Origin of the sequence: Streptomyces sp. NPDC059897, assembly GCF_042730865.1 — a bacterium.
Classification (GTDB): Bacteria; Actinomycetota; Actinomycetes; order Streptomycetales; family Streptomycetaceae; genus Streptomyces.
The window spans coordinates 13,523-38,286 of sequence record NZ_JBHWKQ010000048.1 but is presented as its reverse complement, the minus strand read 5'-3'; the positions used below and the strand labels follow the sequence as shown (position 1 = coordinate 38,286).

The window sequence follows — 24,764 nt, the reverse complement described above, 5'->3', positions numbered from 1 at the left end:
CCGGCCCCCTCGGCCTGTCGCACGCGATCTTCGTACCTGCATTCGGGACCCTAGGGTCCTTCTGACGGGTCAGGCTGGGTGCGGGTGGCCGCCACGTGCGGTGCCGGTGAGCGGGGTCTGGCGCGTGCCAGGGCCCGCGACTCCAGCAAGATCCGTCAGAAGGACCCTAGCGGGGCGCTGTGACGGATGCGGCGGGAATACTCAACTGGAGGCAGGTGTGCAGGTGGAGGCGGAGCCGATGCCCGGTTCTTCTCCCGAGGGGCGGCTCTCACGGCGCTTCTTGCGGGACGAGACGCTGCTCGTTCTGGCGCTTTCGCTCGGTGCGAGCGCGGTGTCCGCGCTCATCAGCTTCGTCGGCTCCGCCACGAAACCGGGCGGCCTCAAGGACCAGGCCGCGACGCTCAACGCCTCGGCGGCGCCGGGCCGTCCGTGGCTCGACCTCGCCTGGCAGCTGTTCGGCATCGCCAGCGCCCTCGTGCCGGTCGTGCTCGTCGCGCACTTCCTGCTCAGGGAGGGCGAGGGGATGCGCACGATCGGCTTCGACCGGAAGCGTCCTTGGTTCGACACGGGCCGGGGCGCCGCGGTGGCGGCCGTCATCGGCAGCACGGGCATCGCCTTCTACCTCGCCGCGCGCGGCCTCGGCTTCAACCTCACCGTGGTGCCGGAGGCGCTGCCCGACGTGTGGTGGAAGTACCCGGTGCTGATCCTCTCTGCGGTGCAGAACTCCGTGGTGGAAGAGGTCATCGTCGTCGGATATCTGCTGCGCAGGCTCGGGCAGTTGGGGTGGACGCCGGGGGCGGCGCTCGTCGCGTCGTCCGTGCTGCGCGGCTCGTACCACCTGTACCAGGGCATCGGCGGGTTCCTCGGGAACCTCGCGATGGGCGTCGTCTTCGTCTACCTGTACCGGCGCTGGGGGCGGGTCGGGCCACTGGTGGTGGCCCATTCCCTGCTGGACATCGGGGCGTTCGTCGGATACGCGGTGCTGGCGGGCAAGGTGGACTGGCTGCCCACCGCGTAGTCCGGGTCATGCGTGCAGTTCGCCCTCGATGGTCGTGACCGCGCGGCCGGTCAGGAGGGTGCGCTCACCGCGCAGGGCGACGCGTACGAGTCCGCTGCGGGCGGATGCCTGAAGGCCGGTCAGCTCCTCGCGGCCCAGGCGCGCCGCCCAGAACGGGGCGAGGGCCGTGTGCGCGCTCCCGGTCACCGGGTCCTCGTCGATGCCGACGCCCGGGAAGAAGCAGCGCGACACGAAGTCGTAGCCCTGGGAGGGGTCCTCGGCGCGGGCCGTGGCGATGATGCCGCGCCGGGAGAGGCCCACGAGTGCCTTGTGGTCGGGGGCGAGGGCCCGCACGGTCTTCTCGTCGGCGAGCTCCACCAGCAGGTCGCCGACGGACGGGCCCGTGTCGTGCACGGAGAGCGGCTCGGCGCCGAGGGCCTCGGCGAGCCCCGCGGGGGTGGGCTCCGCGGTGAGCGGCGCCGTCGGGAAGTCGAGGGTCAGCGAGCCGTCCGCGGCGGGTGTCGCCACGAGCACGCCGCTGCGCGTCGCGAAGCGCACGGGGTCGCGCGTGACCCCGGTGGAGTGCATCACGTGGGCGGTCGCCAGCGTCGCGTGCCCGCACATGTCGACCTCGGTGGCGGGCGTGAACCAGCGCAGCGCCCAGTCGGCGTCCCCGCCCTCGGGCAGCGGGTGCGCGAAGGCGGTCTCCGCGTGGTTGACCTCGAGCGCGACGTTCTGCAGCCAGGCGTCGTCCGGGAAGGCGTCCAGGAGGAGGACCCCGGCGGGGTTGCCCGCGAAGGGTCGGTCGGTGAAGGCGTCGACGATACGAATACGCATGCCGACGACGTTAATTGCCCCCACTGACAACCGCCCAAGGCCAATCCGGCGCGGCTGGCCCGTTTTCCCGCGGAGCCGCCCCTTCCACTTCTCGCGTGCTTGCTCGCATCGGCAGAGGCTTGCCATCCGAACAGTCCCGATATATCGTTGAGGCATCGCGATCGGTTGATGATCGTGTTCAATGAAACCCCGATCAGTTGTGAAAGGACTGATTCCCATGCGTCACCACGGACACGAACACGGACATGGCAACTTCGGCCCCGGCCACCTCGGCATGGGCGGATTCGAGCGCGGCGGCTTCGAGGGCCGGCGTGCGGCGTTCGGGCCCTTCGGGCCCGGCTTCGGCGGCCCCGGTGGCCCCGGCCCCTGGGGGCGCGGCGGTCGCGGAGGCGGGCCTCGCGGACGGGCGCGGCGCGGCGACGTGCGCGCCTCGATCCTGGCCCTCCTGAAGGACCGCCCGATGCACGGCTACGAGATGATCCAGGAGATCGCCGAGCGCAGCGGCGGCGCGTGGAAGCCGAGCCCCGGCTCGGTCTACCCGACGCTTCAGCTGCTCGAGGACGAGGGCCTGATCGCCAGCGCGAGCGAGGGCGGCAAGAAGCTCTTCTCGCTCACCGACGACGGCCGCACCGCCGCCGAAGAGGGCCCCGAAGCCCCTTGGGAGGAGGCCGGCCGCGGCGTCGACTGGGAGGCCATGAACGAGATCCGGAGCGCGAGCTTCGGTCTCATGGAGGCCTTCGGTCAGGTCTGGAAGACCGGCAGCAAGGATCAGCGCGACAAGGCGATCTCCGTCATCAATGACGCGCGCAAGAAGCTGTACCTGATCCTCGCCGACGAGGACTGAGCCCCGTGCGGGCCCAGACAGGCCACAGAGCGCGGAAGAGGCGTCCCGTACGAAAGGTGCGGGGCGCCTCTTCGCGTACGTACGTAGTACGTACGTAGTACGTACGAAGGGCGGGGCTCCTCAGGTCACCAGTCCGTTCAGCTTGCGCAGCGACTCGTCGAGCGCGGCCGTCGCGGAGTCCTTGAGCTTGCCGGCCATCAGGGAGACCGCCGCCCCGGTGAACTCGCCCTTGATGCGGGCCGTGGTCGCGTCGCCGTCCGGTGCGAGCGAGTAGTGCATGAACAGGTTCACGCCCATCGGGCCCTTGCCCCTGATGGCGAAGGTGCGGGCGGTCTCGAGTTCCTCGATGGTCCAGGTGACCTCGGCCGGGAAGCCCATCAGCTTCATGTTCTCCTCGAACTGTCCGCCCACTTCCAGTGCGGCGGGTCCGCCCTTCGGGAAGTCGGTGTGGGTGGCGTTCCACTTCCCGTACGAGGAGAAGTCGGTGAGCTGCGCCCAGACCTTCTCCGCGGGCGCTTCCATGCGGGCTTCCGCGCTTACTTCGGCCATGTGGCCACCCCTTTGAGTCGAGAGCCATGACGGGCTTCGGTGTCGCGTCGTCGCGGAAAGTAGCCGTGTGGCCTCGAACATTCAATACTGATGACCCGTCAGTTCTGGGGTGGCGGATTCCGGTCCCCTCGGGGGTCGGCGGCTCGATCTCATCCGTAAGGAGGAGATGTTCTTGATCAGTGCCCAACTTGTGTCGGACATGAGAATGCTCCTCACCGTGGATGTTCCAAAGGGTCCCCGCTGATGGGGTGGGGAGTGTGCATAGCTCAACCCCGTCCGATGCCGACGCGCTCGGCCCCACCAGTGACGAACCCGTAGACGCCCAGCTCAGCGACGAGCTCGCGGCGGTCGTCGCGGGCGCCCGGCGGCGCGCGGTGCGGGACGGGGACCGGCAGGTCGACACCGCGCACCTGCTGCACTCCCTCCTCGAGACGGACCCCGACGTGCGCTCCGCGTTCCCGGAAGGCGCGCAGGTGGCGCGGCTGCTCGGCTACCTCGTGCAGCGCAGCATCGGCTACGGGCTGCGCTGGCAGGGCTCGGTGGAGGACTCCGGGGCCGTGCCCCTCGTACGCTCCGCCCCCGGCTGGTCGCCCGTCGCGGCCGCCGCGATGGAGGCGGGCGTGGAGCGGGCCGCGTCGCGCGGGGACGAGCGGGCGCGCGGTGTCGACGTGCTCGCCGCGCTCGCGGCGGATACGGAGTGCCGGGCGGTCGAGGTGCTCGGCCGGGCCGGCGTCGATGTGGAGCTGCTGCGGCAGCGGCTCAACTGACCCCTCGTGAGGTGTGCGGGGTCTCGACCGGCCTCCCGCGCGAGACGTCCGAGGGGGCCGGCGTCCACCTCGTGAGACAGGGGTCAATGGGGATGACGGTCCTGACGCGCCCTGCCATGATGTGCGCGTGCACGAGTCAATGGGGTCTTCGGGGAAGCAGGCAACCCGCGGGCGCGGCATGGGACTGGGCCTCGCCCTTCTCTCCGCGCTCGCGTTCGGCGGTTCCGGGGTGGCGGCCAAACCGCTGATCGAGGCGGGCCTCGACCCGCTCCACGTGGTGTGGCTGCGCGTCGCTGGCGCCGCCCTGGTCATGCTGCCGCTCGCCTGGCGGCACCGCGCACTCGTGCTGCGCAGGCCCGCGCTGCTCGCCGGATTCGGACTGCTCGCGGTCGCGGGCGTCCAGGCCTGCTACTTCGCCGCGATCTCCCGCATCCCCGTCGGCGTCGCCCTGCTCATCGAGTACTTGGCGCCCGCGCTCGTACTCGGCTGGGTCCGCTTCGTACAGCGCAAACCGGTCACGCGCGCCGCCGCGCTCGGCGTCGTGATCGCCGTGGCCGGCCTCGCCTGTGTCGTCGAGGTGTGGTCGGGGCTCGGCTTCGACGCACTCGGCCTGCTGCTCGCGCTCGGCGCGGCCTGCTGCCAGGTCGGCTACTTCGTGCTGTCCGACCACGGCGGCGACGCGGACGGGACCGGGGCCGAGGTGCCCGACCCCTTCGGGGTGATCGCGTACGGGCTGCTCATCGGCGCCGCGCTGCTCACGGTCATCGCCCGCCCCTGGGGCATGGACTGGTCGGTGCTCGCGGGCAGCGCCTCCATGGACGGAACATCCGTGCCCGCGTGGCTGCTGCTGGGCTGGATCGTGCTGCTCGCCACGGTCGTCGCGTACCTCACCGGTGTCGTATCGGTACGTCTCCTGTCGCCCCAGGTGGCCGGGGTCGTGGCCTGCCTGGAGGCGGTCGTCGCGACCGTCCTCGCCTGGGTGATGCTCGGGGAGCACCTGTCGGGGCCGCAGTTGTTCGGCGGGGCGATGGTCCTGGTCGGGGCGCTCATCGCGCAGTCGTCGAAGCCGGTGGCCGCGCCGCCGGAGCCGTCCGACGCCGCTCCGGAAAATGTGTTGTCGCGCTCCGGCGGGGCTGTCTAGGGTGCCGGGCATGCACGCACGCGCACTCGTCCTCCCGCCTCCGGCCGTCTGAGGGCTGCCCGGCCGTCGTGGCCGGGCCCGGTCCGCCGGGGATCTCGCCACTGTGGGACCGCCACCTGAGGGTGCCGGTCGAAAACGTGCTGCCCGAGTGATCCCCGGGATCGTGCGAGGCCCTTGTCGCGGGCGGCGCTTCCCGGAGGGACAGGCCGTCCGCTCACGACGGTCCTTGTTCCTGGCCCCCGCGCGTCCGCGGAGGGCCGCTCTCCGTGGAGTGTCACGTGTCGCATGCCGTAAAGGCGGGCGCAGCCGCGCCTGCCGACTCTGCTTCTGGATCATCCGTTTCCGGATCTTCTGGTTCCGCACGTCAACTGCCGGTCGCCCGCGGCCTGGTGTATCTGGTCGTCGCCGGGGTCGCCTGGGGCACCGCCGGGGCCGCCGCCTCGCTGGTGTTCCGGGGCAGCGACCTGGGGGCCGGCGGCCTGTCGTTCTGGCGCTGCGCCGGCGGGCTGTCGCTGCTGGTCGTCGCGCGCTTGCTGCGGCGTACGCCTGCCCCGGTGTCGTACGAGACCAGGGGGCGCAAGGCCGTCCGGATCGGCGTGCTCGGGCTGTCGCTCGCCGTCTTCCAGACCGCCTACTTCGCCGCCGTGCAGGCCACCGGGCTCGCCGTCGGCACCGTGATCACGCTCGGCGCCGGGCCCGTGCTCATCGCGGTCGGCGCGCGCCTGCTGCTCGGGGAGCGGCTCGGCGCGGGTGGACTGCTGTCCGTGGCCGGGGCGCTCGGCGGGCTCGCGGTCCTCGTCCTCGGCGGCGGCGACGCGACGGTGCGCCCGCTCGGGGTGCTGTGGGCGCTGCTGTCGGCGGCCGGGTACGCCGTGATGACGCTGCTCACCCGGTGGTTCGGGCGGCACGGCGGGGGAGGCGACGGCCTCGGCACGACCGTGGGCACGTTCGCGGTCGCCTCGCTCGCGCTGCTGCCGCTCGGCGCGGCCGAGGGCCTGGTGCCGCACACCGGCCACCAGCTGGCCGTGCTCGGCCTGTTGGCGTACATCGCCTCCGTGCCGACCGCGCTCGCGTACGCCCTGTACTTCGCGGGCGCGGCGGCCGTGCGGTCCGCCACCGTCTCCGTGGTCATGCTGCTCGAACCGGTCGGTGCCGCCGTCATCGCGGTGACGCTGCTCGGCGAGAGCCTCACGGCGGCGACGGTCGTGGGCACCGCCCTGATGCTGGCGGCGGTGACGGGCCTCGCCGTGGCGGAGACCCGGTCGACCGCCTGAGCCGCTGAGCGGCTTCCCGGCCCGCTACGCGGGCTGGTGGCGCCGCCGTCGCTGCGTGGCGAGGGCGGCGGCGTCACGCGGGTCGCCGCGCTCGGCCAGGCCCGCCGCGATCCGGTCCTGGACCTCCTCGGGCTTGTGCCCCGCGTACTTGAACTTGGCGCGTACGTCGGTCACCTGGAGCAGCAGGCCCCGGATGCCCGGCAGCATCCGTCCGTACGGGGCTTCGCCCGCGGCCACGGGCACCGAGAGGCCGGGCGGCTGGAAGTGGCCCACCTGGCGGTTCAGGAGCGCCGCCTTCTCCTCCGGGTCGTCCACCACGCGCGCGGTGCAGCGCAGTTGGACGGCGGCGTAGAAGCTGGTCGGCGTGCCGTGCTCCGGCGGGACGTCGGGCGGCGCCTGCCAGGGGCCGGGCACGAACGCGTAGTCGTCGACGACGCTCAGCAGCACCTCCGGGTTGGCGTCGAGCGCCGACCACAGGGGGTTGGGGCGGGCGAGGTGGGCGACCACCTCGCCGAAATCGCCCGGGCCTTGCGGGTCGTACGCGAAGTGCATGGGCTGTACGAAAGGGGGTTCGCCGGCGAGGCCGTTGACGGCGAGCTGGCCGAAGTCGTGGGTGGCGAGCCACTGTTGCCACTCGGCCGTGTCGCGCGCCGCGTCCCAGGGGTGGATCAGCATCACAGCCCCTTGAGGTACGGCGGAACGTCGATGCCGGCGGCGAGGTCGTCCGAGGGGAGCAGCTCGCCGTAGCCGCGCTGTACCGGGACCACGCCCGCCCAGTGCGGCAGGTCCATGTCCTCGGGCTCGTCGTTCGGGCCGCCCGCGCGGACCTTCGCCGAGACCTCGGCGAGGTCGATGCGCAGGACGGCCGTGGCGGCGAGCTCCTTGGCGTTCGCGGCACGCGAGTCGGCGGAGCGGCCCGCCACCACGTGGTCGACGATCGCGTCCAGGGCGAGCCGCTTCTCCTCGGCGTCCGTCACCTGGTGCGCCGTGCCGTGCACCACCACGGAGCGGTAGTTGATGGAGTGGTGGAAGGCGGAGCGGGCGAGGACCAGGCCGTCCACATGGGTCACCGTCACACAGACCGGCAGGCCCGGGTCCTGCTGACCCGCCATGCGCAGCGGGCGCGAACCCGTGGAGCCGTGCACGTAGAGCCGCTCGCCGACGCGCGCGTACAGCGTGGGCAGCACCACGGGGGCGTCGCCGCGGACGAAGCCGAGGTGGCAGAGGTAGGTCTCGTCGAGTATCGAGTGCACCAGGGTGTGGTCGTACGCCGCGCGCTCCTTGGCGCGGGTCGGGACCGTGCGGTCCGTGGGCGCGTAGGAGGCCGTCGACTGTTCCTGGGTGACGCTCATGTTGCCAACTCCATTGCACTAGTACATAATGCTGTTTGTGCTAGGAGAGTATCGGATCAGTGGCAGTCGCGCAGCGGATATCTGCGCCAGCGTCGAGCGCGGGGTGATCGCCGGGGGCCTGGAGCCGGGGCAACTGCTGCCTCCCATGCGGGAGTTGGCGGAGCAGCTCGGGGTGAATCCGAATACGGTCGCGGCCGCCTACCGGTCGCTGCGTGAGCGCGGGGTCATCGAGACGGCCGGGCGGCGCGGCAGCCGGGTGCGTCCCAAGCCGGCCATCACCGCGCGCGAGGCCATCCGCGTGGACGTGCCGGAGGGGGTGCGGAACGTGTCGGACGGCAACCCCGACACGGCGCTGCTGCCCTCGCTGGTCGAGGCGTTCGCGGCCGCCGCGGGCGTCGCCGACAAGGAGCCGATGCTGTACGGGGATGACGCGCTGGAGCCCCGTCTGGTGCGCCGCGCGCGGGCCGATCTCGACGCGGACGGGGTGCCGGACGGGCCCGTCGCCGTCACGTCCGGTTCGCTCGACGCCATCGAGCGTGTGCTCGCCGTGCACCTCAAGCAGGGGGACGCGGTCGCCGTGGAGGATCCCGGCTGGGGCAGCATGCTCGACCTCGTGCCGGCGCTCGGGCTGCGGACGGTGCCGGTGGGGGTGGACGACGAGGGGCCGCTGCCGGGTGACGTGGAGCGGGCGCTGGACGCGGGGGCCCGGGCGATCGTGGTGGCGGACCGGGCGCAGAATCCGACCGGGGCCGCGGTGGGTTCGGGCCGGGCGGAAGCGTTGCGCGCGATCCTGGGCGCGCACCCGGAGGTGCTGCTCATCGAGGACGATCACGGCCACGGGATCGTCGATCTGCCGCTGCATCCGCTCGCGGGGGCGACGCGGCAGTGGGCGTTCGTACGTTCCGTCGCCAAGGCCTACGGGCCCGACCTGCGGCTCGCCGTGCTCACGGGGGACGCGGGGACGGTCGACCGGGTGCAGGGGCGCCAGCGGCTCGGGCCTGGCTGGGTCAGCCGCATCGCGCAGCGGGCCGTGGCCGGGCTGTGGGAGGCGGGGGCGGTGGACGCGGCGGCCGTGGCGGCGTCGTACGGGGAGCGGCGTGACGCGTTGATCGCCGCGCTGGCCGAGCGGGGGGTGGTGGCGCATGGGCGCAGCGGGATGAACGTGTGGGTGCCGGTGCCGGACGAGACCGGGGCGGTGGCGCGGCTGCTGCATGCCGGGTGGGCGGTCGCGCCGGGGGCGAGGTTCCGGATGGAGGCGGGGCCGGGGGTGCGGATCACGGTGTCCCGGTTGGGCGTGGAGGAGATCGGTGGGGTGGCGGACGCGGTGGTGGCGGCGGTGGGGTCGGGGCCGCGGAGGCATTACGCGTGAGGTGGGGCGTGGTCCCGGTGCCGTGTCGGGGTGGGGCCCTGAGGTTCCGGTGCGCGGCACCGGGGTGCCGCCTTGCCCGCCCTGCCGCCCAAGGCGGCAGATTGCCCAAGGCGAGGGGGACGGGTCGAGGTGGCGGATTGCTCAAAGCGGGGTGGGGGATTGGCCGAGGTGGCGGATTGCCCAAAGTGGCGGATCGCCCAAGCGAGGCCGGTGGTCGGTCCTTCGTGGTCAAGGCCTCCGGCGGGACTGTGTCAGGGCCGCGCCCGCCAGGACGATCGCCGCGCCGATCGGGGTCGACCAGGAGAGGGATTCGCCGAGGACCGCGACGCCCGCCGCCGTCGCGATGACCGGGACGAAGTACGTGACCATCTGCGCGGTCGTCGGTCCGACCTCGGCCACGAGCCCGTACTGGATGAGGAACGCGACGCCCGTGCCGAGCGCGCCCAGCGCCGCGATCGCGAGCAGCGGGACCGCCGCGAAGTGCGTCGGCCAGGAGGTGAACAGCGGGGTGACGAGCGCGAGTTGGGCCGTGGCGAGCAGCAGTTGGGCCCCGATCATCGACACGTTCGACTCGCCCGTGTTCGCCAGCGTGCGGCGGACGTAGATCCAGCCGATGGGGTAGGAGAGCGAGGCCAGCAGCGCCATCGCCGTGCCCGCCACGTCCAGGCCGTGGAAGCCCTGCCAGACGCCGAGGACGGTCAGGACGCCGAGGAAGCCGATGCCGAGGCCCGCGACGCGGCGCCGGGTGGGCCGGTCCTCGGAGAGCGCGACCAGCGAGAGCGCCATGCCCCACAGCGGCGACGTCGCATTGCAGATCCCGGCGAGCGTCGAGGGGATCGTCTCCTCGGCGAACGCGAAGAGCGAGAACGGCAGCGCGTTCAGGAAGAACGCCGCGACCGCCAGGTGTCCCCAGGTGCGGGCCCCGCGGGGCAGCCGCTGCCGCTTCACGATCATGGCCACGACCACGACCGCCGCGCCGAACAGCAGACGCCCCAGCGTGACCTGGAACGGGGCAAAGCCCTCCGTGCCCACCTTGATGAGCAGGAAGCTGAAGCCCCAGATGAGGGCCAGGATGCCGAAGCGGACGCGCCAGTCGAGGGCGCGGCGCGGGGTGGCGGCGGTGGGTGGAGCCGTGGCGGCTCGGGAAGCGGTCGTGGTGCTCATGGGGTCCAGATTGGCTCCCCGGATCTTCGTAGCACAAGCGAGATTGTTTTCCCGGTACCCATTAGTATCGCTTACATGTTGAACCTGGAGCGCCTGCGGGTCCTGGACGCCCTGGCCCGGCACGGATCGGTGAGCGGCGCGGCCGAGGGGCTGCACGTCACCACGTCGGCCGTCTCGCAGCAGATGGCCAAGCTGGAGCGCGAGGCGGGGCAGCAGTTGCTCGCCAAGCGCGGGCGCGGTGTCCGGCTCACGGACGCGGGGCGGCTGCTCGCGGAGCACGCGGCGCGCATCCTCTCGCAGGTCGAGCTGGCGCAGTCCGACCTGGAGGCGCAGCGCGGGCAGGTCGTGGGGGAGCTGCGGCTGTCCGCGTTCCCGACGGCCGCCCGCGGCCTCTTCCCCGGCGCGCTCGCCGCGCTGCGCGCCGAGCACCCGCAGCTGCGCGTGCGGTCCCGGGAGCTGGAGCCGGAGGCCGCGGTGACCGAGGTGATCCGCGGGGACCTCGATCTCGCCGTCGTCCTCGACTGGTACAACAAGCCGATGCCCATGCCGGAGGGCCTGGTCAAGGCGAGCATCCTCGACGACCCGGCGGACATCGCCATGCCGGTCGGCCATCCGCTGGCCGGGCGTGCGGAGGTCGGTCTGGAGGACTTCGCGGACGACGAGTGGATCACCTGGGGGCAGGGCGAGTTCTGCCACGAGTGGCTGATGTTCACGCTGCGGGCCAAGGGTGTCGAGCCGCAGGTCGGCCATCGCGCCGCCGAGACGCACACCCAACTGGGCCTGGTCGCGGCCGGGTTGGGCGTCTGCGTCGCGCCGCTGCTCGGCCGCGATCCGATGCCCGAGGGTGTGGTGACGGTGCCGGTGCGGCAGAAGGTGCGGCGCCATGTGTACGTCGTGTGGCGCGCGGACGCGGACCGGCGGCCCTCGATCCGCGCCGCGGTGCGGGCGCTCCAGAAGGTGGGAGCGGATCTCGGGCGGCTCGCCGAGGGGTGACGTCAGCGGCGGCCCGGATCGGCCAGCTTCCGGAAGTCCCACGACGCGATCTTGTCCGGGGTGAGCCGCACCCAGGCGTGCCGACCGTCGTAGACCATCTCGGTCATCCCGAAGTTCTTGTGCGCGAACAGCCGCTCGGGGGCGTCGAGTTCGGGGCACGGCTCGCCGGTGCGCGGCGCCTCGCCGACGAACTCGATGCGCCCGGACAGCTCGACGCCGCGCAGCTCCCCGTACTCCTCGCCCGCGTCGATTACCACCGCCACCCGGCCGTCGGCCCGCAGATCGGCCCAGCGGCGGCTGCGGTTCAGCGAGTAGAGCCACAGCGACGTGCCGTCCCAGGCGAACCAGAGCGGGCTGACGTGCGGTGTGCCGTCCGCGCCCACCGTCGCGACGCGGCAGGTGCGCTGCTCGGCGAGGAACGCGTCGCGCTCCTCGGGCGACATCATGATCTTCCGGCCGCGGCGCTGGGTGGCGGTGGTCATCAAGGCTCCCTTGTCCGGCATCCGAGGTGCACCCCGGCGCGTCTGACGTGGTATCAGGAACGCAGCATGCGGCCTCTTCCCTGTACACGCAATGGTGGCTACCCTCCAGCAGCCCGGAGAACCAGCCCGGAGAACCAGCCCGGAGAACCAGCCCGGAGAACCAGCCCGGAGAACCAGCCCGGAGAACCAGCCCGGAGAACCAGCCAGCAGTCAGGGGGCGCTCATGCCGTCGCAGGACAAGCGCGGGAAACTGGCCGAGCTGCTCGCCCCGGCGAGCACGGTGCTGTTGACCGTCGAGTGCCAGCAGGGCGTCGTCGGCCCCGACAGCGCGCTGCCCGAACTCGCCGAAGAGGCACGGAGTTCGGGCGCACTCGACAACGTGGCGCGACTCGTAGCCGCCGCCCACGAGAGCGGGGTCCAGGTCCTGCACGCCGTCGCGGAGCGGCGCCCGGACGGCCGCGGGGCCAGCCGCAACGCCCGCCTCTTCCGCGCCACCGAGCGCCTTCCCGTGAAGCAGCTCTCCGGGACCGACGCCGTGCGCGTCGCCCCGCCCGTCGAGGTCGCGGACGAGGACCTCGTCGTCCGCCGGCTGCACGGGCTCTCGCCGATCGCCGGCACCGACGTGGATCCGCTGCTGCGCAATCTCGGCTGCCGGACGCTCGTCGTCACGGGGGTCTCCGCCAACATCGCGATCCCGAACGCCGTGTTCGACGCGGTGAACCTCGGCTACACCGTGGTCGTGCCCCGGGACGCCGTCGCGGGGGTGCCCGCCGACTACACCCCCGCGATGATCGACAACACGCTCGCCCTGGTCGCCACCGTGACGACGACGCCGGACGTGCTCGACGCGTGGAAGCGCGCGTAGGCCGCGCTACGCCAGCTCGATCGAGTCGCCGCTGACCTTGAGCTGCCGCTCCTCCAGGGCCTGCGTGGCCGGCGGACTCGTGACGCTGCCGTCCTTGATGGAGAACTTGCTGCCGTGGCACGGGCAGTCGATGGAGCCGTCGGCCACCTTGTTCACCTTGCATCCCTGGTGCGTGCAGACATTGGTGAACGCCTTGAACTCGCCCGACTTGGGCTGCGTCACCACCACCCCCGCGTCCGCGAAGATCTTTCCGCCGCCCTCCGGGATGTCCGAGGTCTTGGCGATCGCCTGGCCTTTCTTCTCGCCGCCGCCCGAGGACGCGTTGCCCGCGGGCTGCGACGTGCCGTCGTCCGAGCTGCCGCACGCGCTCAGCGCCGCGGCGATCCCGGCGGCACCGACCGCCGTGACGACGGTGCGGCGCGACGGAACATGGCTCGTGGGTGCGGGCTCCTGCGAAGCGGTCATGGGGTGAAGGTCCCTTCATGGGTCGGTCGGGTCGAGGGGACGTGCTGGATCCCGTGGGGGTTTCCCTGAGGTACGTACGGTGATCCCTGGACGTTCAAAGCCATCCTGATCTCATAACCTGGGCGCATGCTCACCGAAGTCACCGCGACCCGCTATGTCACCCCATTGAGGGAAGGCGGGTCGCTTCCCGGTCTCGTCGAGGCCGACGACCTCGTCCCGTACGTCATGAAGTTCACCGGCGCGGGACAGGGCCGCAAGACGCTCGTCGCCGAAGTGATCTGCGGCCAGTTGGCGCGCGCCCTCGGGTTTCGCGTGCCGGGGCTCGTCACCCTCGACCTGGACCCGGTGATCGGCCTCGGCGAGCCCGATCAGGAGGTGCAGGGGCTGCTCAAGGGGAGCGGCGGCACCAACCTCGGCATGCGCTTCCTGCCGCGGGCGCTCGGCTTCGACCCCCTCGCATACGTCGTCGATCCGGTGGAGGCGGGCCGGATCGTCTGGTTCGACGCGCTGATCAACAACGTCGACCGGTCCTGGCGCAACCCCAACATGCTGGTCCAGGGCGGCGAGCTGTGGCTCATCGACCACGGCGCCAGCATGATCTGGCACCACAACTGGCGCGGCGCGCACGCCTGGGCGGACAAGCCGTACGACGCGAGCGACCACGCCCTCGCCCGCTTCGGGCCCGACATCGAGGCGGCCGCCGCCGAGCTCGCGCCGCGCGTCACCGAGGAGCTGATCGCCGGGGCCGCCGCCGACGTGCCCGACGTGTGGCTGGCGGACGAACCCGGGTTCGACACACCGGACGCGGTGCGACGCGCGTACGTAGAGACGCTACGCGCGCGTGCCGCCACCATCCACGAACGCGTCACGCTGCCCGACGGCGGCGCCCGGCCCGCCGGAACCCCCGGCTGGGTGACCGAAGGAGCGACCCGATGAACACGCGGAGCGCGCCCGAACGCCATGTCTTCGAGTACGCCCTGCTGCGCGTCGTGCCGAGCGTCGAGCGCGGGGAGCAGATCAACGCCGGGGTCGTCGTCTACTGCCGCGCGAAGTCCTTCGTCACGGCCCTCACCCACCTCGACGAGAAGCGGCTGCTCGCGCTCGACCCCGAGGCCGACGTGACGGGTGTGCGCGCCGTCCTCGGCGCGGTCGAGCGGCACTGCCGCGGGGGAGACGACGCGGGGCAGGCCGCCGAGGACGACGCCGGGCGGCGCTACCGCTGGCTCGTCGCGCCGCGCTCGACCGTCGTGCAGCCCGGTCCCGTGCACACGGGCCTGACCGCCGATCCGGCCGCCGAGGCGGAGCGCCTGCTCGGGCTGCTGGTGCGTTGAACGTCCAGGTCAGGGCCGACGAGTGAGCAGCGGCACCTGATCGGCACGTTGACACCGGGTGCCAGGGCTTCTAGCGTCGCACGCACAGGGTACTAAGCGGTTGCTCACCCGCACTGGGTGGCGCGGCCGCACCTCTAGGGCGAGGAGACCGAAGAGCATGTCCACCACTGAGCAGCGCGTAGCGATCGTCACGGGAGCCGCGCGCGGCATCGGCGCCGCCACCGCGATCCGTCTGGCCGAAGAGGGTCGCGCCGTCGCCGTGATCGACCTCGACGAGGCCGCCTGCAAGGACACCGTCGAGGCGATCACCGCCGCCGGTGGCAAGGCCCTTGCCGTCGGCTGCGACGTCTCCGACGAGGCGCAGGTCGAGGCCGCGATCGCGCGCATCGCCGAGGAGCTCGGCGCCCCCACGATCCTCGTGAACAACGCGGGTGTGCTCCGCGACAACCTGCTGTTCAAGATGAGCGCCACCGACTGGGACACGGTCATGAACGTGCACCTGCGCGGCGCCTTCCTGATGACGAAGTACGTCCAGAAGCACATGGTGGACGCCAAGTTCGGCCGCGTCGTGAACCTGTCCTCGTCCTCGGCGCTCGGCAACCGCGGCCAGGTCAACTACTCGGCCGCCAAGGCCGGTCTCCAGGGCTTCACGAAGACCCTCGCGAAGGAGCTCGGCAAGTTCGGCGTCACCGCCAACTCCGTCGCCCCGGGCTTCATCGTCACCGAGATGACCAAGGCCACCGCCGAGCGCGTCGGCATGGGCTTCGAGGACTTCCAGGCCGCGGCCGCCACCCAGATCCCGGTGCAGCGCGTGGGCCGCCCGGAGGACATCGCCAACGCCATCGCCTTCTTCACCGGTGAGGCGGCCGGATTCGTCTCGGGCCAGGTCATGTACGTGGCCGGCGGCCCGCTCAACTGAGGCCGGAGGCAACGGACATGACCACTACTGAACTCCCGGAGCTCTCCGGCAACGTCGCGCTCGTCACGGGCGCGAGCCGCGGCATCGGCTACGGCGTCGCCGAGGCCCTCGTCGCGCGCGGCGACCGCGTCTGCATCACCGGCCGCGGCGAGGACGCCCTCAAGGAGGCCGTCGAGCAGCTCGGCTCCGACCGCGTGATCTACGTGGCGGGCAAGGCGCACGACGAGGCGCACCAGGCCGCCGCCGTCGAGCGCACCATGGAGGCGTTCGGCCGCGTCGACTTCCTCGTCAACAACGCCGGTACGAACCCGGTGTTCGGCCCGATCGCCGACCTCGACCTGAACGTGGCACGCAAGGTCTTCGAGACCAACGTCGTCTCCGCGCTCGGCTTCGCGCAGCAGACGTGGAAGGCGTGGCAGAGGGAGAACGGCGGCGCGATCGTCAACATCGCGTCCGTGGCGGGCGTCTCCGCCTCGCCGTTCATCGGCGCGTACGGGGTCAGCAAGGCCGCCATGGTCAACCTGACGCTCCAGCTCGCGCACGAGTTCGCGCCGCAGGTGCGGGTCAACTCGATCGCCCCGGCGGTCGTGAAGACCAAGTTCGCCGAGGCGCTGTACGAGGGGCGCGAGGCCGAGGTCGCGGCCACGTACCCGATGGGCCGGCTCGGTGTGCCGGAGGACATCGGGGGCGCCGCCGCGTTCCTCACGTCCGGGCAGTCCGCCTGGATCACCGGTCAGAACCTCGTCGTGGACGGCGGCAAGTTCCTCAACGCCGGCGTCGAATAGGCCCCCGGGCCCTGTCGGCCCCGAGGGCAGATTCCGGACGTTGCCCGACAACGTCCGACAAACGTTCTCGCTCGTGAAGTGCCCCGCTGTTTCAACCAGTTGAACCGGCGGGGCGCTGCGATATTGTCTGCCGACCTGGCATGGCTGATCGAGGAGCGAGCGCGTGTTCAACCGGTTCCCTGCCCCTCGCGCGTGGGCGGCTTTGGCGTCGATGACCCTGCTCACGGGGTGCGGGCTGATGAATTCGGGCGAGGGCTCCGACGAGCGGGCCATCGCCGTCGGCACCACCAGTGTGCCGAGCACGCTGGACCCCGCGATGTCCTGGGACGGCTCCTGGGAGCTGTTCCGCAACGTGTACCAGACCCTGGTGTCGTTGCCCTCGGGCGCCGCCGAACCGCAGGCGGACGCGGCCGAGTGCCGGTTCGAGGACTCCGCCAACCGCGTCTACCACTGCGAACTGCGGGAGGACATGAAGTTCTCCAACGGGGACGCGCTCGACGCGAAGGCCGTGAAGTACTCCATCGACCGGGTCCGCAGGATCGGCGGGGGCGGCGGGCCCGCGGGACTGCTGGGCAGCCTCGACCGCGTGGAGACGCGGGGTGAGCGCGGCGTAACGTTCCGCCTCACCAAGCCGGACGCCACCTTCCCGTTCGTGCTCTCCACGCCCGCCATGTCGATCGTCGACCCCTCCTCGTACCCGGCGAAGTCCGCGCGTACGGACGGCAAGGTGACCGGTTCGGGGCCGTACGTGCTCAAGTCGTACGCCGACGGCAGCAAGGCCGAACTCGTGCGCAACGACAACTACCAGGGCTTCGCGGACCGCAAGAACACCGCGGTGACGATCCGCTACTTCAAGACGTCCGCCGCGATGGTCGGCGCCCTGAAGGCGAAGAAGATCGACGCGACGTTCCGCGGTCTCGCGGCCGACGACATCGTGAAGCTCCAGGACAAGCAGGGCGCCAACGGCCTGCAGCTCGTCGAGGGCGCGGGCATGGAGATCAGCTACGTGGTCTTCAACCCCAAGGACCCGTGGGCGGGCAAGAGCGCGGTGCGCCGGGCGGTCGCCCAGCTCGTCGACCGCGGCGCCATCGCGGACAAGGTGTACGCCAACACCGTCGAGCCGCTGTACTCGATGGTCCCCAGGGGCCTCGCGGGCCACACCACCGACTACTTCGACGAGTTCGGCGACCCGAGCCCCGCGAAGGCGGCCCGGATCCTCTCCAAGGCGGGCATCAACGCGCCCGTGCCGCTCACGCTCTGGTACGCCTCCGACCGGTACGGCTCCGCCACCGCGCCCGAGTTCGCCGAGATCAAGCGGCAGTTGGAGGCGTCGAAGCTGTTCAAGGTGACGCTCAAGAGCCGTCCCTGGAAGTCGTTCGAGCAGGGATACAAGAAGGGTGAGTACCCGGCGTTCGGACGCGGCTGGTTCCCCGACTTCCCCGACGCGGACAACTTCATCGCGCCCTTCGTGGGCGAGAAGAACGCCCTGAGCACGCCGTACGTGTCGCCCGAGATCACCGACAAGCTGCTGCCGCTGTCCCGCAAGCAGAGCGACCGCGGCGTCGTGGCGCGGCAGTTCGAGCAGGCCCAGCACATCATGGTGCGGGACGCCCGGCTGCTGCCGCTGTGGCAGGGCAAGCAGTTCATCGCGGCGAGCGAGGAGATCTCGGGCGGCGAGCGGGCCCTCGACCCGTCGACGATCATGATGATGTGGGAGCTGCACCGCAAGACGAGCTGGTGAACCGGCCTTCTTGATCCCTCCCGGGTGCGGGCGTCGATTGTCAGTGGGCGCCGGTAGGTTTCTGGGTGTTGAAGCACTTGCCCGTACCCCGGAGGTTGTTGACGTGACCGACACCGCGATGCTGCCCGAGTCCTGGCGCGGCGTCCTCGGCGACGAACTGCAGAAGCCCTACTTCAAGGAGCTCACCGAGTTCGTCGAGGAGGAGCGCGCCAAGGGGCCCGTCTACCCGCCGCGCGAGCAGGTCTTCGCCGCCCTGGACGCGACGCCCTACGACAAGGTGAAGGTGCTCGTCCTCGGCCAGGACCCGTACCACGGCGAGGGGCAGGGCCACGGCCTGTGCTTCTCCGTGCGGCCCGGCGTGAAGACGCCGCCCTCGCTGCGCAACATCTACAAGGAGATGCAGGCCGAGCTCGGCACCCCGATCCCGGACAACGGCTACTTGATGCCGTGGGCCGAGCAGGGCGTGCTGCTGCTCAACGCCGTGCTGACGGTGCGGGCCGGCGAGGCCAACTCGCACAAGGGCAAGGGCTGGGAGAAGTTCACGGACGCGGTGATCCGCGCCGTCGTCCAGCGCCCCGACCCGGCGGTCTTCGTGCTGTGGGGGAACTACGCGCAGAAGAAGCTGCCGCTCATCGACACCGAGCGGCACGCGGTCGTGAAGGGCGCGCACCCCTCGCCGCTGTCGGCGCGGAAGTTCTTCGGCTCGCAGCCCTTCACGCAGATCAACGAGGCGATCGCCGCCCAGGGGCACACGCCGATCGACTGGACCGTCCCGGACCTGGGCTGAGCCGGGGCCCGGCTCGCGGGAAGCCGCGCTTGAGCTGGATTGTCAGTGCCGCCGGTTAGCGTCGTCGGATCGGACATCGTGGTCGGGCGCACCGGGCGGCCGGGCTTGGAGGAGACAGTGGCACAGCAGCGTGAACAGGCGGCGGACGACGCCATGATGAGCCGCATCGGGCAGGCGGTCATGCTGCACCACGGCGGTGACCGCGAGGAGGCGCAGGGGCGCTTCCTCGGCCTGTGGGCGGAGATCGGGGAGGACGGCGACCCGCTGCACCGCTGCACGCTCGCGCACTACATGGCCGACACGCAGGACGACCCGTCGGACGAGCTGGCCTGGGACCTGCGCGCGCTGTCCGCCGCCGACTCCCTCACCCAGGAGCGGCTCGCCGAGCACGAGTCGTCCCTGGCGCTGCAGGCCTTCTATCCGTCCCTGCACCTCAACCTGGCGGCGGACTACGTGAAGCTGGACCGCCCCGAGCCGGCCCGCAGCCATCTGACGCGGGCCCGCGCGGCGGCGGGCGCCCTGGGGGACGACGGGTACGGGGACGGGGTGCGCGCGGCCCTCACCCGGCTCGAGGAGCGGGTGGCCACGATGGGGGCGGGACCGGCGGAGCCGAGAGCGGGGCGCGGGCCCGGCGGGGAGCCGCTCGGGCCGCCGCGGGCCGGGTCGTAGGCGAAGGGGCGCCGCGGCGGACCGGTACGTTCGGTCAACGTCCGTATGTGTCACGGCAGATGGCCGACTGGGGGCTGTCCCGGTCCCAGCCGCCGTAGCGACGGCCGAGGGCGCAGACGTCGGTCTGGGCGGGGGCCTTCGGGAGCTTCTCGGCCCGGCGGTTCTTGGGGGTGGTACGGGGTTCGGGGACGGTGGTCCGGCGCGGGGCCGGGGCGACCTTCGGGGCCGAGTGCGGGGGAGCGGGGTCGGCGGTCCGCCGCGGCTGCTCGGCGTGGCGTGCCGGAGTGCGGTGCGGGGCGGTCGGCTTCGTCCGCTCCAGGGCTTCGCGCGCCGGCGCCTCGACGACCGGGCGGTCGGCGTGACCCTCGGGGCGGGGCGCCGGGGCGGAGACCGTGGGGGTGGGCGCCTTCGGGGCGGCCGGCGGGCGGACGCTGACGCAGCCGGAGGCGGTGGCCGCGGTGACGGCGGCGGCCGCCGCCGTCAGCAGGATCGTGGTTGAGCTGGACGTTCTGGGGGTTCTGGGCACGGGGTCACTGTGGGGGACGGCGGGGGTGCGGTGGGGGTGATCGGGGGAGGTTGGTCCGCATGGGTGACGGGTGCTCCGCAGGGGGCGGGTGTGGTGGTTGACGTCGCGGGGCTCTGCCCCGGACCCCGCTGCTCAATCGCCGCAGGGGCTGGATTTGCGGGTCCCTCGCCGTCGAAAGGCCTGCTCAATCGCCGCAGGGGCTGGATGTACGGGTCATTCGCCGTCGAAAGGCCTGCTCAATCGCCGCAGGGGCTGGATGTCGAAAGGACTGCTCAATCGCCGCCGAAGTCGGCTCAGGGGGTTGCGCGTGTGGTGAGGAATCCGGTGAGTAGTTCCCTGTAGCCGGTGCGGAGTTCCGGGAGGGTGGGGGTGGTTGCGCGGAAGGAGCCAGCCACGCACGAGAACATGATGCCCTCCGTCCATGCGACCAGGGACAGGGTGTGTCGCTCGGGGGTCGTGGAACCCGCCGCCCGAAGCAGTGCGGTGAGTGGTTCGCGGAACTGGCGGCCCGTCTCGTCGAAGAAGCTGCGCAGCTCGGGCCTGCGGGTCGCCTCCAGGGCCAACTCGTAGCGGCAGACGAGTAGTTGAGGGTGGCGGTCGAGGTAGCGGTGCAGGGCGAGTGCCATGCCGTCGACCAGGGAGTCGAGGCCGCCCGCGGAGTCCGGCAGTTCGTCGACCGAGAGCACCTGTCCCTCGCGCACCGCGAGCCGCCGCACCGCCGCCTCCAGGAGGGCCAGCCGGGTCCGGGCGTGGTTCGAGGTCGAGCCCTGGGGCAGTCCCGCGGCCTCGTCGACCGCGCGGTGGGTCAGCCCACGCATGCCACGCTCCGCGAGCAGCGTCAGAGCGGCGTCGGCGATCGCATCGGGACGGTTCTCGGCGCGGTTCTCGGGGCGGTTCTCAGGGCGGTTCATGGGAGTAATCTACCGCGATCACTACAGCTGTAGTACGGTCGCGGTACGAGTTCACTACAGGTGTAGTGATCGTTTCGGTGCTTCATTGGGAGGCGTCATGTCCCGACAGGTCAAGCCACGGTCCCGGCCCCGTGCCGTCGTCATCGGAGGGGGAATCGGCGGGCTCACCGCCGCGCTCGCGCTCCACCTGCGCGGATGGCAGGTCACCGTACTGGAGCGGGCGAGCGGGCTCAGGCCCGTCGGGGCGGGGATCTCCCTCGCGCCCAACTCCCAGCGCGCCCTCGACGTCGTGGGGCTCGGCGCCGAGATCCGGGCCCTGGAAGCGTGGAAGGGCGACGGCGGGCTGCTCACGCCGAAGGGCCGCTGGGTCTCGCGGGTCGACCCGGGGCTCGCGGCCGAGCGGTTCGGCGGCTCCATCGTGCTGCTGCACCGAGCGACCCTGATCGACAGGCTCGCTGGCCGGCTGCCCGCCGACGCCGTGCGCGTCGCGTCCGAGGCGCGGCTCGCCGACCCCGGCGACCCGGGCGACCCGGCCCGGCCCGCACGCGTCACCACCGCCGAGGGCGACCTGGAGGCGGAGCTCGTCGTCGGCGCCGACGGCATCGGCTCCGCCGTGCGCGGAGCGCTCTTCCCCGAACACCCCGGCACCGAGTACACCGGCTTCACCACCTGGCGCGTGCTCGTGCCGCCGCTCGGCCGCCCCTTCACGCAGGCCGAGACCTGGGGCCCGGGCCGGATCTGGGGCACCCACCCCTTCGCCGACGGCACGGTCTACGCGTACGCGGCGGCCATGGCCCCGGCCGGAGAGCGGGCGCCCCGCGGCGACGAGAGGGCGGAACTCCGGCGCCTGTACGGCAGTTGGCACGACCCGATCCCCGCGATCCTCGACGCGGTCGAGCCCGGAAAGGTGCTGCGGCACGACGTCCATCAGATCGCCGAGCCGCTGCCCGCCTACCACCGCGGCCGCGTCGCCCTGCTCGGCGACGCCGCGCACGCCATGGCGCCGACCCTCGGCCAGGGCGGCAACCAGGCCATCGAGGACGCGGTCGTCCTCGCCCACCACGCCTCGCCCGACACCCCGCTCGACCTGCCCGGCTACACCGCCGCACGGCTGCCCCGCACCACGATGATCGCGCGCAAGGCGATGACCGTCAGCCGCGTCAACCTCACCGCGAACCGGCCCGTGATGGCCCTGCGCAACACCGCCATCCGCGCTGTCGGCTTGCTCGGCCCGGCCTTCCTGCTGCGCGGCATGGACGGCATCGCCGACTGGCGCCCGCCCCAGCGCGAGCCCTACGAGGCCCCGTATGCTGCCGGGACCCAGCAGCGGGCGGGCACGGCCCGGCCATCGCAGAAGCAGGACAGGAGCACACAGACGTGAAAGTCGGCGTCATCGGACTCGGCGACATCGCCAAGAAGGCGTACCTGCCGGTGCTCGGCGCGCAGCCCGCGCTCGAACTGCACCTGCAGACGCGTACGCCCGCGACCCTGACCGAGGTCGCGGACCAGCTCCGGGTGCCCGCGGCGCAGCGTCACACCGACTTCGACTCGCTCCTCGCGCAGGGCCTCGACGCGGCCTTCGTGCACGCGCCCACCACCGCGCACCCGGAGATCGTCACGCGGCTCCTGGAAGCGGGCGTCGCGACGTACGTCGACAAGCCGCTCGCCTACGAACTCGCCGAGTCCGAGCGGCTCGTACGGCTCGCCGAGGAGCGCGGCGTGAGCCTCGCCGTCGGCTTCAACCGCCGCTACGCGCCCGGGTACGCGCAGTGCGTCGAGCACCCCCGCGAGCTGATCCTGATGCAGAAGAACCGCGTCGGGCTCCCCGAGGAGCCGCGCGCGATGGTCCTCGACGACTTCATCCACGTCGTCGACACGCTGCGCTTCCTCGCGCCCGGCCCGGTCGACGACGTGACCGTGCGCGCCCGCGTCACGGACGGCCTGCTCGAACACGTCGTCCTCCAGCTCGCGGGCGACGGCTTCACCGCGCTCGGCGTGATGAACCGGCTGAGCGGCTCCACCGAGGAGATCCTCGAGGTGTCCGGGCAGGACTCCAAGCGGCAGGTGCTGAACCTCTCCGATGTGGTCGACCACAAGGGGCAGCCCACGGTCCGCCGTCGCGGCGACTGGGTGCCCGTCGCCCGCCAGCGGGGCATCGAGCAGGCGGTGCTCGCGTTCCTCGACGCGGTGCGGGGCGGCAAGGTGCTGAGCGCGCGGGACGCGCTCGCCACGCATGAGCTGTGCGAGCAGGTCGTGCGCGAGGTGGGCCGGACGGTCTGACCCGGCGGGCTTCGACGGATCGTCCGGACCGCGACGGCGTTACGGGCTCGGGGCCCCGCCCCGGACCCCGCCGCTCCGTCGCCGCAGGGGCTTGAAGGACAACCACCGCGCGGCTTCGAACGCCGCGAACAGCACCAGGACCGTCACCGCCCCGTGCACCGGCCAGTCGCCGAAGCGGACGTACGGCGTCGTGCCCTGCGCGGTCGGCAGGTCGTAGACGCGGGCCGTGCTCGCCGAGGTGCCGAGCCAGGCACCGGCGCGCGCCCCGTCCGGACCGTACACCGCCGAGACCCCGGTCAGCGTCGCGTGCACCATCGGGCGGCCCGTCTCCGCGGCCCGCAGCGCGGCGAGCGAGGCGTGCTGCTCGGGCGCCCAACTCTGCTGGAACGTCGACGTCGAGGACTGCGCGAGCAGTACCTGCGCCCCGTCCCGCGTCAGCTGCCGCGTCATGTCGGGGAACGCCGACTCGAAGCAGACCAGCGGCCCGACGCGCAGCGTCCGCTCGCCGTGGCGGACGTCCATCACGACCTGCCGCGTGCCGCGCATCCGGTCCTCGCCCGCCGCCTTGCCGACCGAGGTGGCCCAGCCGAGGAGGGAGCGCGCGGGCACGTACTCGCCGAAGGGGACGAGCCGCATCTTGTCGTAGTGGTCGCCGGTGAGGCCGTCCCCGCCGACCAGCACGGAACTCTTGTAGATGCCCTGGCCGGAGCCGTCGGCCGCGCGGCGCCGCGCGTCGACGTTCACGAGGATCTCCGCGTCCACCTCGCGGGAGAGCGCGGCGAGCCGGCGGGCCAGGGCGGGGCGGCGCGGCAGGTCGTAGCCGACGCTGCTCTCGCCCCAGACCACGAGGTCCACGTCCCGGCCCGTCAGCTGCCTGGTCAGCTCCACCTCCCGGTCGAAGCGGGCCTTGATGCTGCCGATGCCGTCGACCACGCCCGGCTGCACCACCGCGATCCGCGACCGCCCGTCCGGCTCCGGCTTCGGCGCCCACGCCCACGCGGCCCCGGTGACCGTGACCGTCGCGACCAGGCCCGCCACCGCCGGAGCGCGGGCGCCGCGCGCGACGACGAGGAGCGTCACGCCGGTGTTCACCGCCACCACGAGCAGGCTGAGCAGCCAGACGCCGCCCACCGAAGCGAGCCGCAGCGCGGGCGTCACCTGCCACTGACTGGAGCCGAGCAGCCCCCACGGGCCGCCCAAGCCCTCCCAGGAACGGACCAGTTCGACCATCAGCCAGCACGAAGGGACGGCGAGCAGCGCGGTCGCCGCCTGCCCCGGCGTCGGCCGGCCGTGCAGAAGGCGGCGCAGCAGCCAGCCCCACGGCGCCCACAGCGCGCCGAGCAGCGCCGCGAGCAGGAGCGTGAACACGTGCAGGCTCGGCAGCAGCCAGTGGTGCACCGCGAGCATGAACCCGAGCCCGCCCAGCCAGCCGTCGAGCGCCGCCCGGCGCGGCGTCCCGGCCGAGCGCGCGAGCAGCATCCACGGCACGAGCGCGACGTACGCGAACCACCACAGGGAGGGGGCCGGGAACGCGAGCGCGGGCAGGGCGCCCGCACCGACCGCGGCGGCGCCGCGCCACCACCGTGACGTGTCGAGCCGCTGCCGCCACCGCTCCATGCGCCGCGCCTCCCGACCCGTACTCGTACGACCATCGCCCAGCGCTCTCCAGTGTGCGCGCCGCCGACGATCAACGACAGTGGGCGAAGCGGGCGCGGG

27 protein-coding genes are annotated in these 24,764 nt (G+C 72.4%); 17 read left to right on the top strand and 10 right to left on the bottom strand.

The genetic code is table 11. The features are described from left to right. Positions 1 to 238 precede the first annotated feature (238 nt). Complete coding sequence (locus tag ACFV9W_RS33905; RefSeq protein ID WP_385768931.1) at positions 239 to 1,018, top strand: CPBP family intramembrane glutamic endopeptidase; 780 nt, start codon at positions 239 to 241, stop codon at positions 1,016 to 1,018. Between the two features lie 6 nt (positions 1,019 to 1,024). Here the strand turns inward: ACFV9W_RS33905 and ACFV9W_RS33900 are convergent, their stop codons facing one another. Further along, entirely contained in the window at positions 1,025 to 1,834 is an 810-nt protein-coding gene (locus tag ACFV9W_RS33900) for a PhzF family phenazine biosynthesis protein (RefSeq protein WP_385768929.1), read from the bottom strand. Positions 1,835 to 2,051: 217 nt separating this feature from the next. Here ACFV9W_RS33900 and ACFV9W_RS33895 point away from each other — a divergent pair, with 217 nt between their 5' ends. Continuing rightward, positions 2,052 to 2,678: a PadR family transcriptional regulator gene (locus ACFV9W_RS33895; RefSeq protein ID WP_385768927.1), complete on the top strand. Its 627-nt coding sequence runs from the start codon at positions 2,052 to 2,054 to the stop codon at positions 2,676 to 2,678. 120 nt (positions 2,679 to 2,798) lie between these two features. Here ACFV9W_RS33895 and ACFV9W_RS33890 read toward each other — a convergent pair whose 3' ends face one another. Continuing rightward, on the bottom strand, positions 2,799 to 3,227 hold the full coding sequence (locus tag ACFV9W_RS33890; protein WP_385768925.1) for an SRPBCC family protein: 429 nt from the start codon (positions 3,225 to 3,227) through the stop codon (positions 2,799 to 2,801). 257 nt (positions 3,228 to 3,484) lie between these two features. Here ACFV9W_RS33890 and ACFV9W_RS33885 point away from each other — a divergent pair, with 257 nt between their 5' ends. The 3 genes from ACFV9W_RS33885 (at position 3,485) to ACFV9W_RS33875 (ending at position 6,409) form a co-directional block, all read left to right on the top strand. After that, complete coding sequence (locus ACFV9W_RS33885) at positions 3,485 to 3,994, top strand: Clp protease N-terminal domain-containing protein (protein ID WP_385768923.1); 510 nt, start codon at positions 3,485 to 3,487, stop codon at positions 3,992 to 3,994. Between the two features lie 139 nt (positions 3,995 to 4,133). After that, positions 4,134 to 5,135 carry a DMT family transporter gene (locus tag ACFV9W_RS33880; protein WP_385768958.1) on the top strand — a complete coding sequence of 334 codons (1,002 nt, stop codon included), beginning with the start codon at positions 4,134 to 4,136 and terminating at the stop codon, positions 5,133 to 5,135. A 368-nt stretch (positions 5,136 to 5,503) separates the two neighbouring features. Beyond that, entirely contained in the window at positions 5,504 to 6,409 is a 906-nt protein-coding gene (locus ACFV9W_RS33875) for a DMT family transporter (RefSeq protein WP_385768956.1), read from the top strand. 24 nt (positions 6,410 to 6,433) lie between these two features. Here ACFV9W_RS33875 and ACFV9W_RS33870 read toward each other — a convergent pair whose 3' ends face one another. Then, complete coding sequence (locus tag ACFV9W_RS33870; RefSeq protein WP_385768921.1) at positions 6,434 to 7,084, bottom strand: FMN-binding negative transcriptional regulator; 651 nt, start codon at positions 7,082 to 7,084, stop codon at positions 6,434 to 6,436. After that, entirely contained in the window at positions 7,084 to 7,761 is a 678-nt protein-coding gene (locus ACFV9W_RS33865; protein ID WP_385768919.1) for a pyridoxamine 5'-phosphate oxidase family protein, read from the bottom strand. The genes ACFV9W_RS33870 and ACFV9W_RS33865 overlap by 1 nt, the downstream gene beginning before the upstream one ends. A gap of 37 nt (positions 7,762 to 7,798) precedes the next feature. On the opposite strand from ACFV9W_RS33865, the gene ACFV9W_RS33860 reads away from it, so the two are divergent. Further along, positions 7,799 to 9,130 (top strand): aminotransferase class I/II-fold pyridoxal phosphate-dependent enzyme, encoded by a 1,332-nt coding sequence (locus ACFV9W_RS33860; protein WP_385768917.1) that lies wholly within the window; start codon positions 7,799 to 7,801, stop codon positions 9,128 to 9,130. Positions 9,131 to 9,358: 228 nt separating this feature from the next. Here the strand turns inward: ACFV9W_RS33860 and ACFV9W_RS33855 are convergent, their stop codons facing one another. Next, positions 9,359 to 10,294 (bottom strand): DMT family transporter, encoded by a 936-nt coding sequence (locus ACFV9W_RS33855; protein WP_385768915.1) that lies wholly within the window; start codon positions 10,292 to 10,294, stop codon positions 9,359 to 9,361. 75 nt (positions 10,295 to 10,369) lie between these two features. Between ACFV9W_RS33855 and ACFV9W_RS33850 the strand changes: the two genes are divergently transcribed. Continuing rightward, positions 10,370 to 11,287: a LysR substrate-binding domain-containing protein gene (locus ACFV9W_RS33850; RefSeq protein ID WP_385768914.1), complete on the top strand. Its 918-nt coding sequence runs from the start codon at positions 10,370 to 10,372 to the stop codon at positions 11,285 to 11,287. 2 nt (positions 11,288 to 11,289) lie between these two features. Here the strand turns inward: ACFV9W_RS33850 and ACFV9W_RS33845 are convergent, their stop codons facing one another. After that, positions 11,290 to 11,769, bottom strand: a complete 480-nt coding sequence (locus ACFV9W_RS33845) for a pyridoxamine 5'-phosphate oxidase family protein (protein ID WP_385768912.1) — start codon at positions 11,767 to 11,769, stop codon at positions 11,290 to 11,292. 223 nt (positions 11,770 to 11,992) lie between these two features. On the opposite strand from ACFV9W_RS33845, the gene ACFV9W_RS33840 reads away from it, so the two are divergent. Continuing rightward, the gene (locus ACFV9W_RS33840; protein WP_385768910.1) at positions 11,993 to 12,634 is read left to right on the top strand and encodes a cysteine hydrolase; all 642 of its coding nucleotides are present in this window, start codon (positions 11,993 to 11,995) and stop codon (positions 12,632 to 12,634) included. Positions 12,635 to 12,640: 6 nt separating this feature from the next. Here the strand turns inward: ACFV9W_RS33840 and ACFV9W_RS33835 are convergent, their stop codons facing one another. Beyond that, positions 12,641 to 13,099 carry a Rieske (2Fe-2S) protein gene (locus ACFV9W_RS33835; protein ID WP_385768908.1) on the bottom strand — a complete coding sequence of 153 codons (459 nt, stop codon included), beginning with the start codon at positions 13,097 to 13,099 and terminating at the stop codon, positions 12,641 to 12,643. Between the two features lie 126 nt (positions 13,100 to 13,225). On the opposite strand from ACFV9W_RS33835, the gene ACFV9W_RS33830 reads away from it, so the two are divergent. From ACFV9W_RS33830 to ACFV9W_RS33800, 7 genes are all read left to right on the top strand, one after another. Then, positions 13,226 to 14,035 carry a HipA family kinase gene (locus ACFV9W_RS33830; protein WP_385768906.1) on the top strand — a complete coding sequence of 270 codons (810 nt, stop codon included), beginning with the start codon at positions 13,226 to 13,228 and terminating at the stop codon, positions 14,033 to 14,035. After that, positions 14,032 to 14,430 carry a DUF3037 domain-containing protein gene (locus tag ACFV9W_RS33825; protein ID WP_385768904.1) on the top strand — a complete coding sequence of 133 codons (399 nt, stop codon included), beginning with the start codon at positions 14,032 to 14,034 and terminating at the stop codon, positions 14,428 to 14,430. Before ACFV9W_RS33830 ends, ACFV9W_RS33825 begins: the two co-directional genes overlap by 4 nt. Positions 14,431 to 14,587: 157 nt before the next feature. Continuing rightward, positions 14,588 to 15,349, top strand: coding sequence for a 3-oxoacyl-ACP reductase FabG (fabG, locus tag ACFV9W_RS33820; protein ID WP_385768902.1), 762 nt, complete (start codon positions 14,588 to 14,590; stop codon positions 15,347 to 15,349). Positions 15,350 to 15,366: 17 nt separating this feature from the next. After that, entirely contained in the window at positions 15,367 to 16,134 is a 768-nt protein-coding gene (locus tag ACFV9W_RS33815) for an SDR family oxidoreductase (RefSeq protein WP_385768900.1), read from the top strand. 211 nt (positions 16,135 to 16,345) lie between these two features. Further along, complete coding sequence (locus ACFV9W_RS33810) at positions 16,346 to 17,875, top strand: ABC transporter substrate-binding protein (RefSeq protein WP_385768898.1); 1,530 nt, start codon at positions 16,346 to 16,348, stop codon at positions 17,873 to 17,875. 103 nt (positions 17,876 to 17,978) lie between these two features. Next, positions 17,979 to 18,662: a uracil-DNA glycosylase gene (ung, locus tag ACFV9W_RS33805; protein WP_385768896.1), complete on the top strand. Its 684-nt coding sequence runs from the start codon at positions 17,979 to 17,981 to the stop codon at positions 18,660 to 18,662. Positions 18,663 to 18,779: 117 nt separating this feature from the next. Further along, on the top strand, positions 18,780 to 19,331 hold the full coding sequence (locus ACFV9W_RS33800; protein WP_385768894.1) for a hypothetical protein: 552 nt from the start codon (positions 18,780 to 18,782) through the stop codon (positions 19,329 to 19,331). Positions 19,332 to 19,365: 34 nt separating this feature from the next. Here the strand turns inward: ACFV9W_RS33800 and ACFV9W_RS33795 are convergent, their stop codons facing one another. Beyond that, on the bottom strand, positions 19,366 to 19,857 hold the full coding sequence (locus ACFV9W_RS33795) for a hypothetical protein (RefSeq protein WP_385768892.1): 492 nt from the start codon (positions 19,855 to 19,857) through the stop codon (positions 19,366 to 19,368). Positions 19,858 to 20,150: 293 nt separating this feature from the next. Next, on the bottom strand, positions 20,151 to 20,768 hold the full coding sequence (locus ACFV9W_RS33790; RefSeq protein ID WP_385768890.1) for a TetR/AcrR family transcriptional regulator: 618 nt from the start codon (positions 20,766 to 20,768) through the stop codon (positions 20,151 to 20,153). A 97-nt stretch (positions 20,769 to 20,865) separates the two neighbouring features. Between ACFV9W_RS33790 and ACFV9W_RS33785 the strand changes: the two genes are divergently transcribed. Together ACFV9W_RS33785 and ACFV9W_RS33780 are read left to right on the top strand one after the other, a co-directional pair. After that, positions 20,866 to 22,149: an FAD-dependent monooxygenase gene (locus ACFV9W_RS33785; protein ID WP_385768888.1), complete on the top strand. Its 1,284-nt coding sequence runs from the start codon at positions 20,866 to 20,868 to the stop codon at positions 22,147 to 22,149. Further along, on the top strand, positions 22,146 to 23,048 hold the full coding sequence (locus ACFV9W_RS33780; protein ID WP_385768886.1) for a Gfo/Idh/MocA family protein: 903 nt from the start codon (positions 22,146 to 22,148) through the stop codon (positions 23,046 to 23,048). Before ACFV9W_RS33785 ends, ACFV9W_RS33780 begins: the two co-directional genes overlap by 4 nt. A 39-nt stretch (positions 23,049 to 23,087) precedes the next feature. Here ACFV9W_RS33780 and lnt read toward each other — a convergent pair whose 3' ends face one another. Next, entirely contained in the window at positions 23,088 to 24,665 is a 1,578-nt protein-coding gene (gene lnt, locus ACFV9W_RS33775; RefSeq protein WP_385768884.1) for an apolipoprotein N-acyltransferase, read from the bottom strand. Positions 24,666 to 24,764 lie beyond the last annotated feature (99 nt).

Coding starts and splice junctions, on each gene's coding strand:
- ACFV9W_RS33890 (WP_385768925.1), bottom strand. CDS start 3,227: ATGGCCGAAGTAAGCGCGGAAGCCCGCATGGAAGCGCCCGCGGAGAAG.
- ACFV9W_RS33895 (WP_385768927.1), top strand. CDS start 2,052: ATGCGTCACCACGGACACGAACACGGACATGGCAACTTCGGCCCCGGC.
- ACFV9W_RS33825 (WP_385768904.1), top strand. CDS start 14,032: ATGAACACGCGGAGCGCGCCCGAACGCCATGTCTTCGAGTACGCCCTG.
- ACFV9W_RS33845 (WP_385768912.1), bottom strand. CDS start 11,769: ATGACCACCGCCACCCAGCGCCGCGGCCGGAAGATCATGATGTCGCCC.
- ACFV9W_RS33810 (WP_385768898.1), top strand. CDS start 16,346: ATGACCCTGCTCACGGGGTGCGGGCTGATGAATTCGGGCGAGGGCTCC.
- ACFV9W_RS33785 (WP_385768888.1), top strand. CDS start 20,866: ATGTCCCGACAGGTCAAGCCACGGTCCCGGCCCCGTGCCGTCGTCATC.
- ACFV9W_RS33865 (WP_385768919.1), bottom strand. CDS start 7,761: ATGAGCGTCACCCAGGAACAGTCGACGGCCTCCTACGCGCCCACGGAC.
- fabG (WP_385768902.1), top strand. CDS start 14,588: ATGTCCACCACTGAGCAGCGCGTAGCGATCGTCACGGGAGCCGCGCGC.
- ACFV9W_RS33830 (WP_385768906.1), top strand. CDS start 13,226: ATGCTCACCGAAGTCACCGCGACCCGCTATGTCACCCCATTGAGGGAA.
- ACFV9W_RS33840 (WP_385768910.1), top strand. CDS start 11,993: ATGCCGTCGCAGGACAAGCGCGGGAAACTGGCCGAGCTGCTCGCCCCG.
- ACFV9W_RS33855 (WP_385768915.1), bottom strand. CDS start 10,294: ATGAGCACCACGACCGCTTCCCGAGCCGCCACGGCTCCACCCACCGCC.
- ACFV9W_RS33900 (WP_385768929.1), bottom strand. CDS start 1,834: ATGCGTATTCGTATCGTCGACGCCTTCACCGACCGACCCTTCGCGGGC.
- ACFV9W_RS33790 (WP_385768890.1), bottom strand. CDS start 20,768: ATGAACCGCCCTGAGAACCGCCCCGAGAACCGCGCCGAGAACCGTCCC.
- lnt (WP_385768884.1), bottom strand. CDS start 24,665: ATGGAGCGGTGGCGGCAGCGGCTCGACACGTCACGGTGGTGGCGCGGC.
- ACFV9W_RS33905 (WP_385768931.1), top strand. CDS start 239: ATGCCCGGTTCTTCTCCCGAGGGGCGGCTCTCACGGCGCTTCTTGCGG.
- ACFV9W_RS33850 (WP_385768914.1), top strand. CDS start 10,370: ATGTTGAACCTGGAGCGCCTGCGGGTCCTGGACGCCCTGGCCCGGCAC.
- ACFV9W_RS33880 (WP_385768958.1), top strand. CDS start 4,134: ATGGGGTCTTCGGGGAAGCAGGCAACCCGCGGGCGCGGCATGGGACTG.
- ACFV9W_RS33835 (WP_385768908.1), bottom strand. CDS start 13,099: ATGACCGCTTCGCAGGAGCCCGCACCCACGAGCCATGTTCCGTCGCGC.
- ACFV9W_RS33815 (WP_385768900.1), top strand. CDS start 15,367: ATGACCACTACTGAACTCCCGGAGCTCTCCGGCAACGTCGCGCTCGTC.
- ACFV9W_RS33870 (WP_385768921.1), bottom strand. CDS start 7,084: ATGCTGATCCACCCCTGGGACGCGGCGCGCGACACGGCCGAGTGGCAA.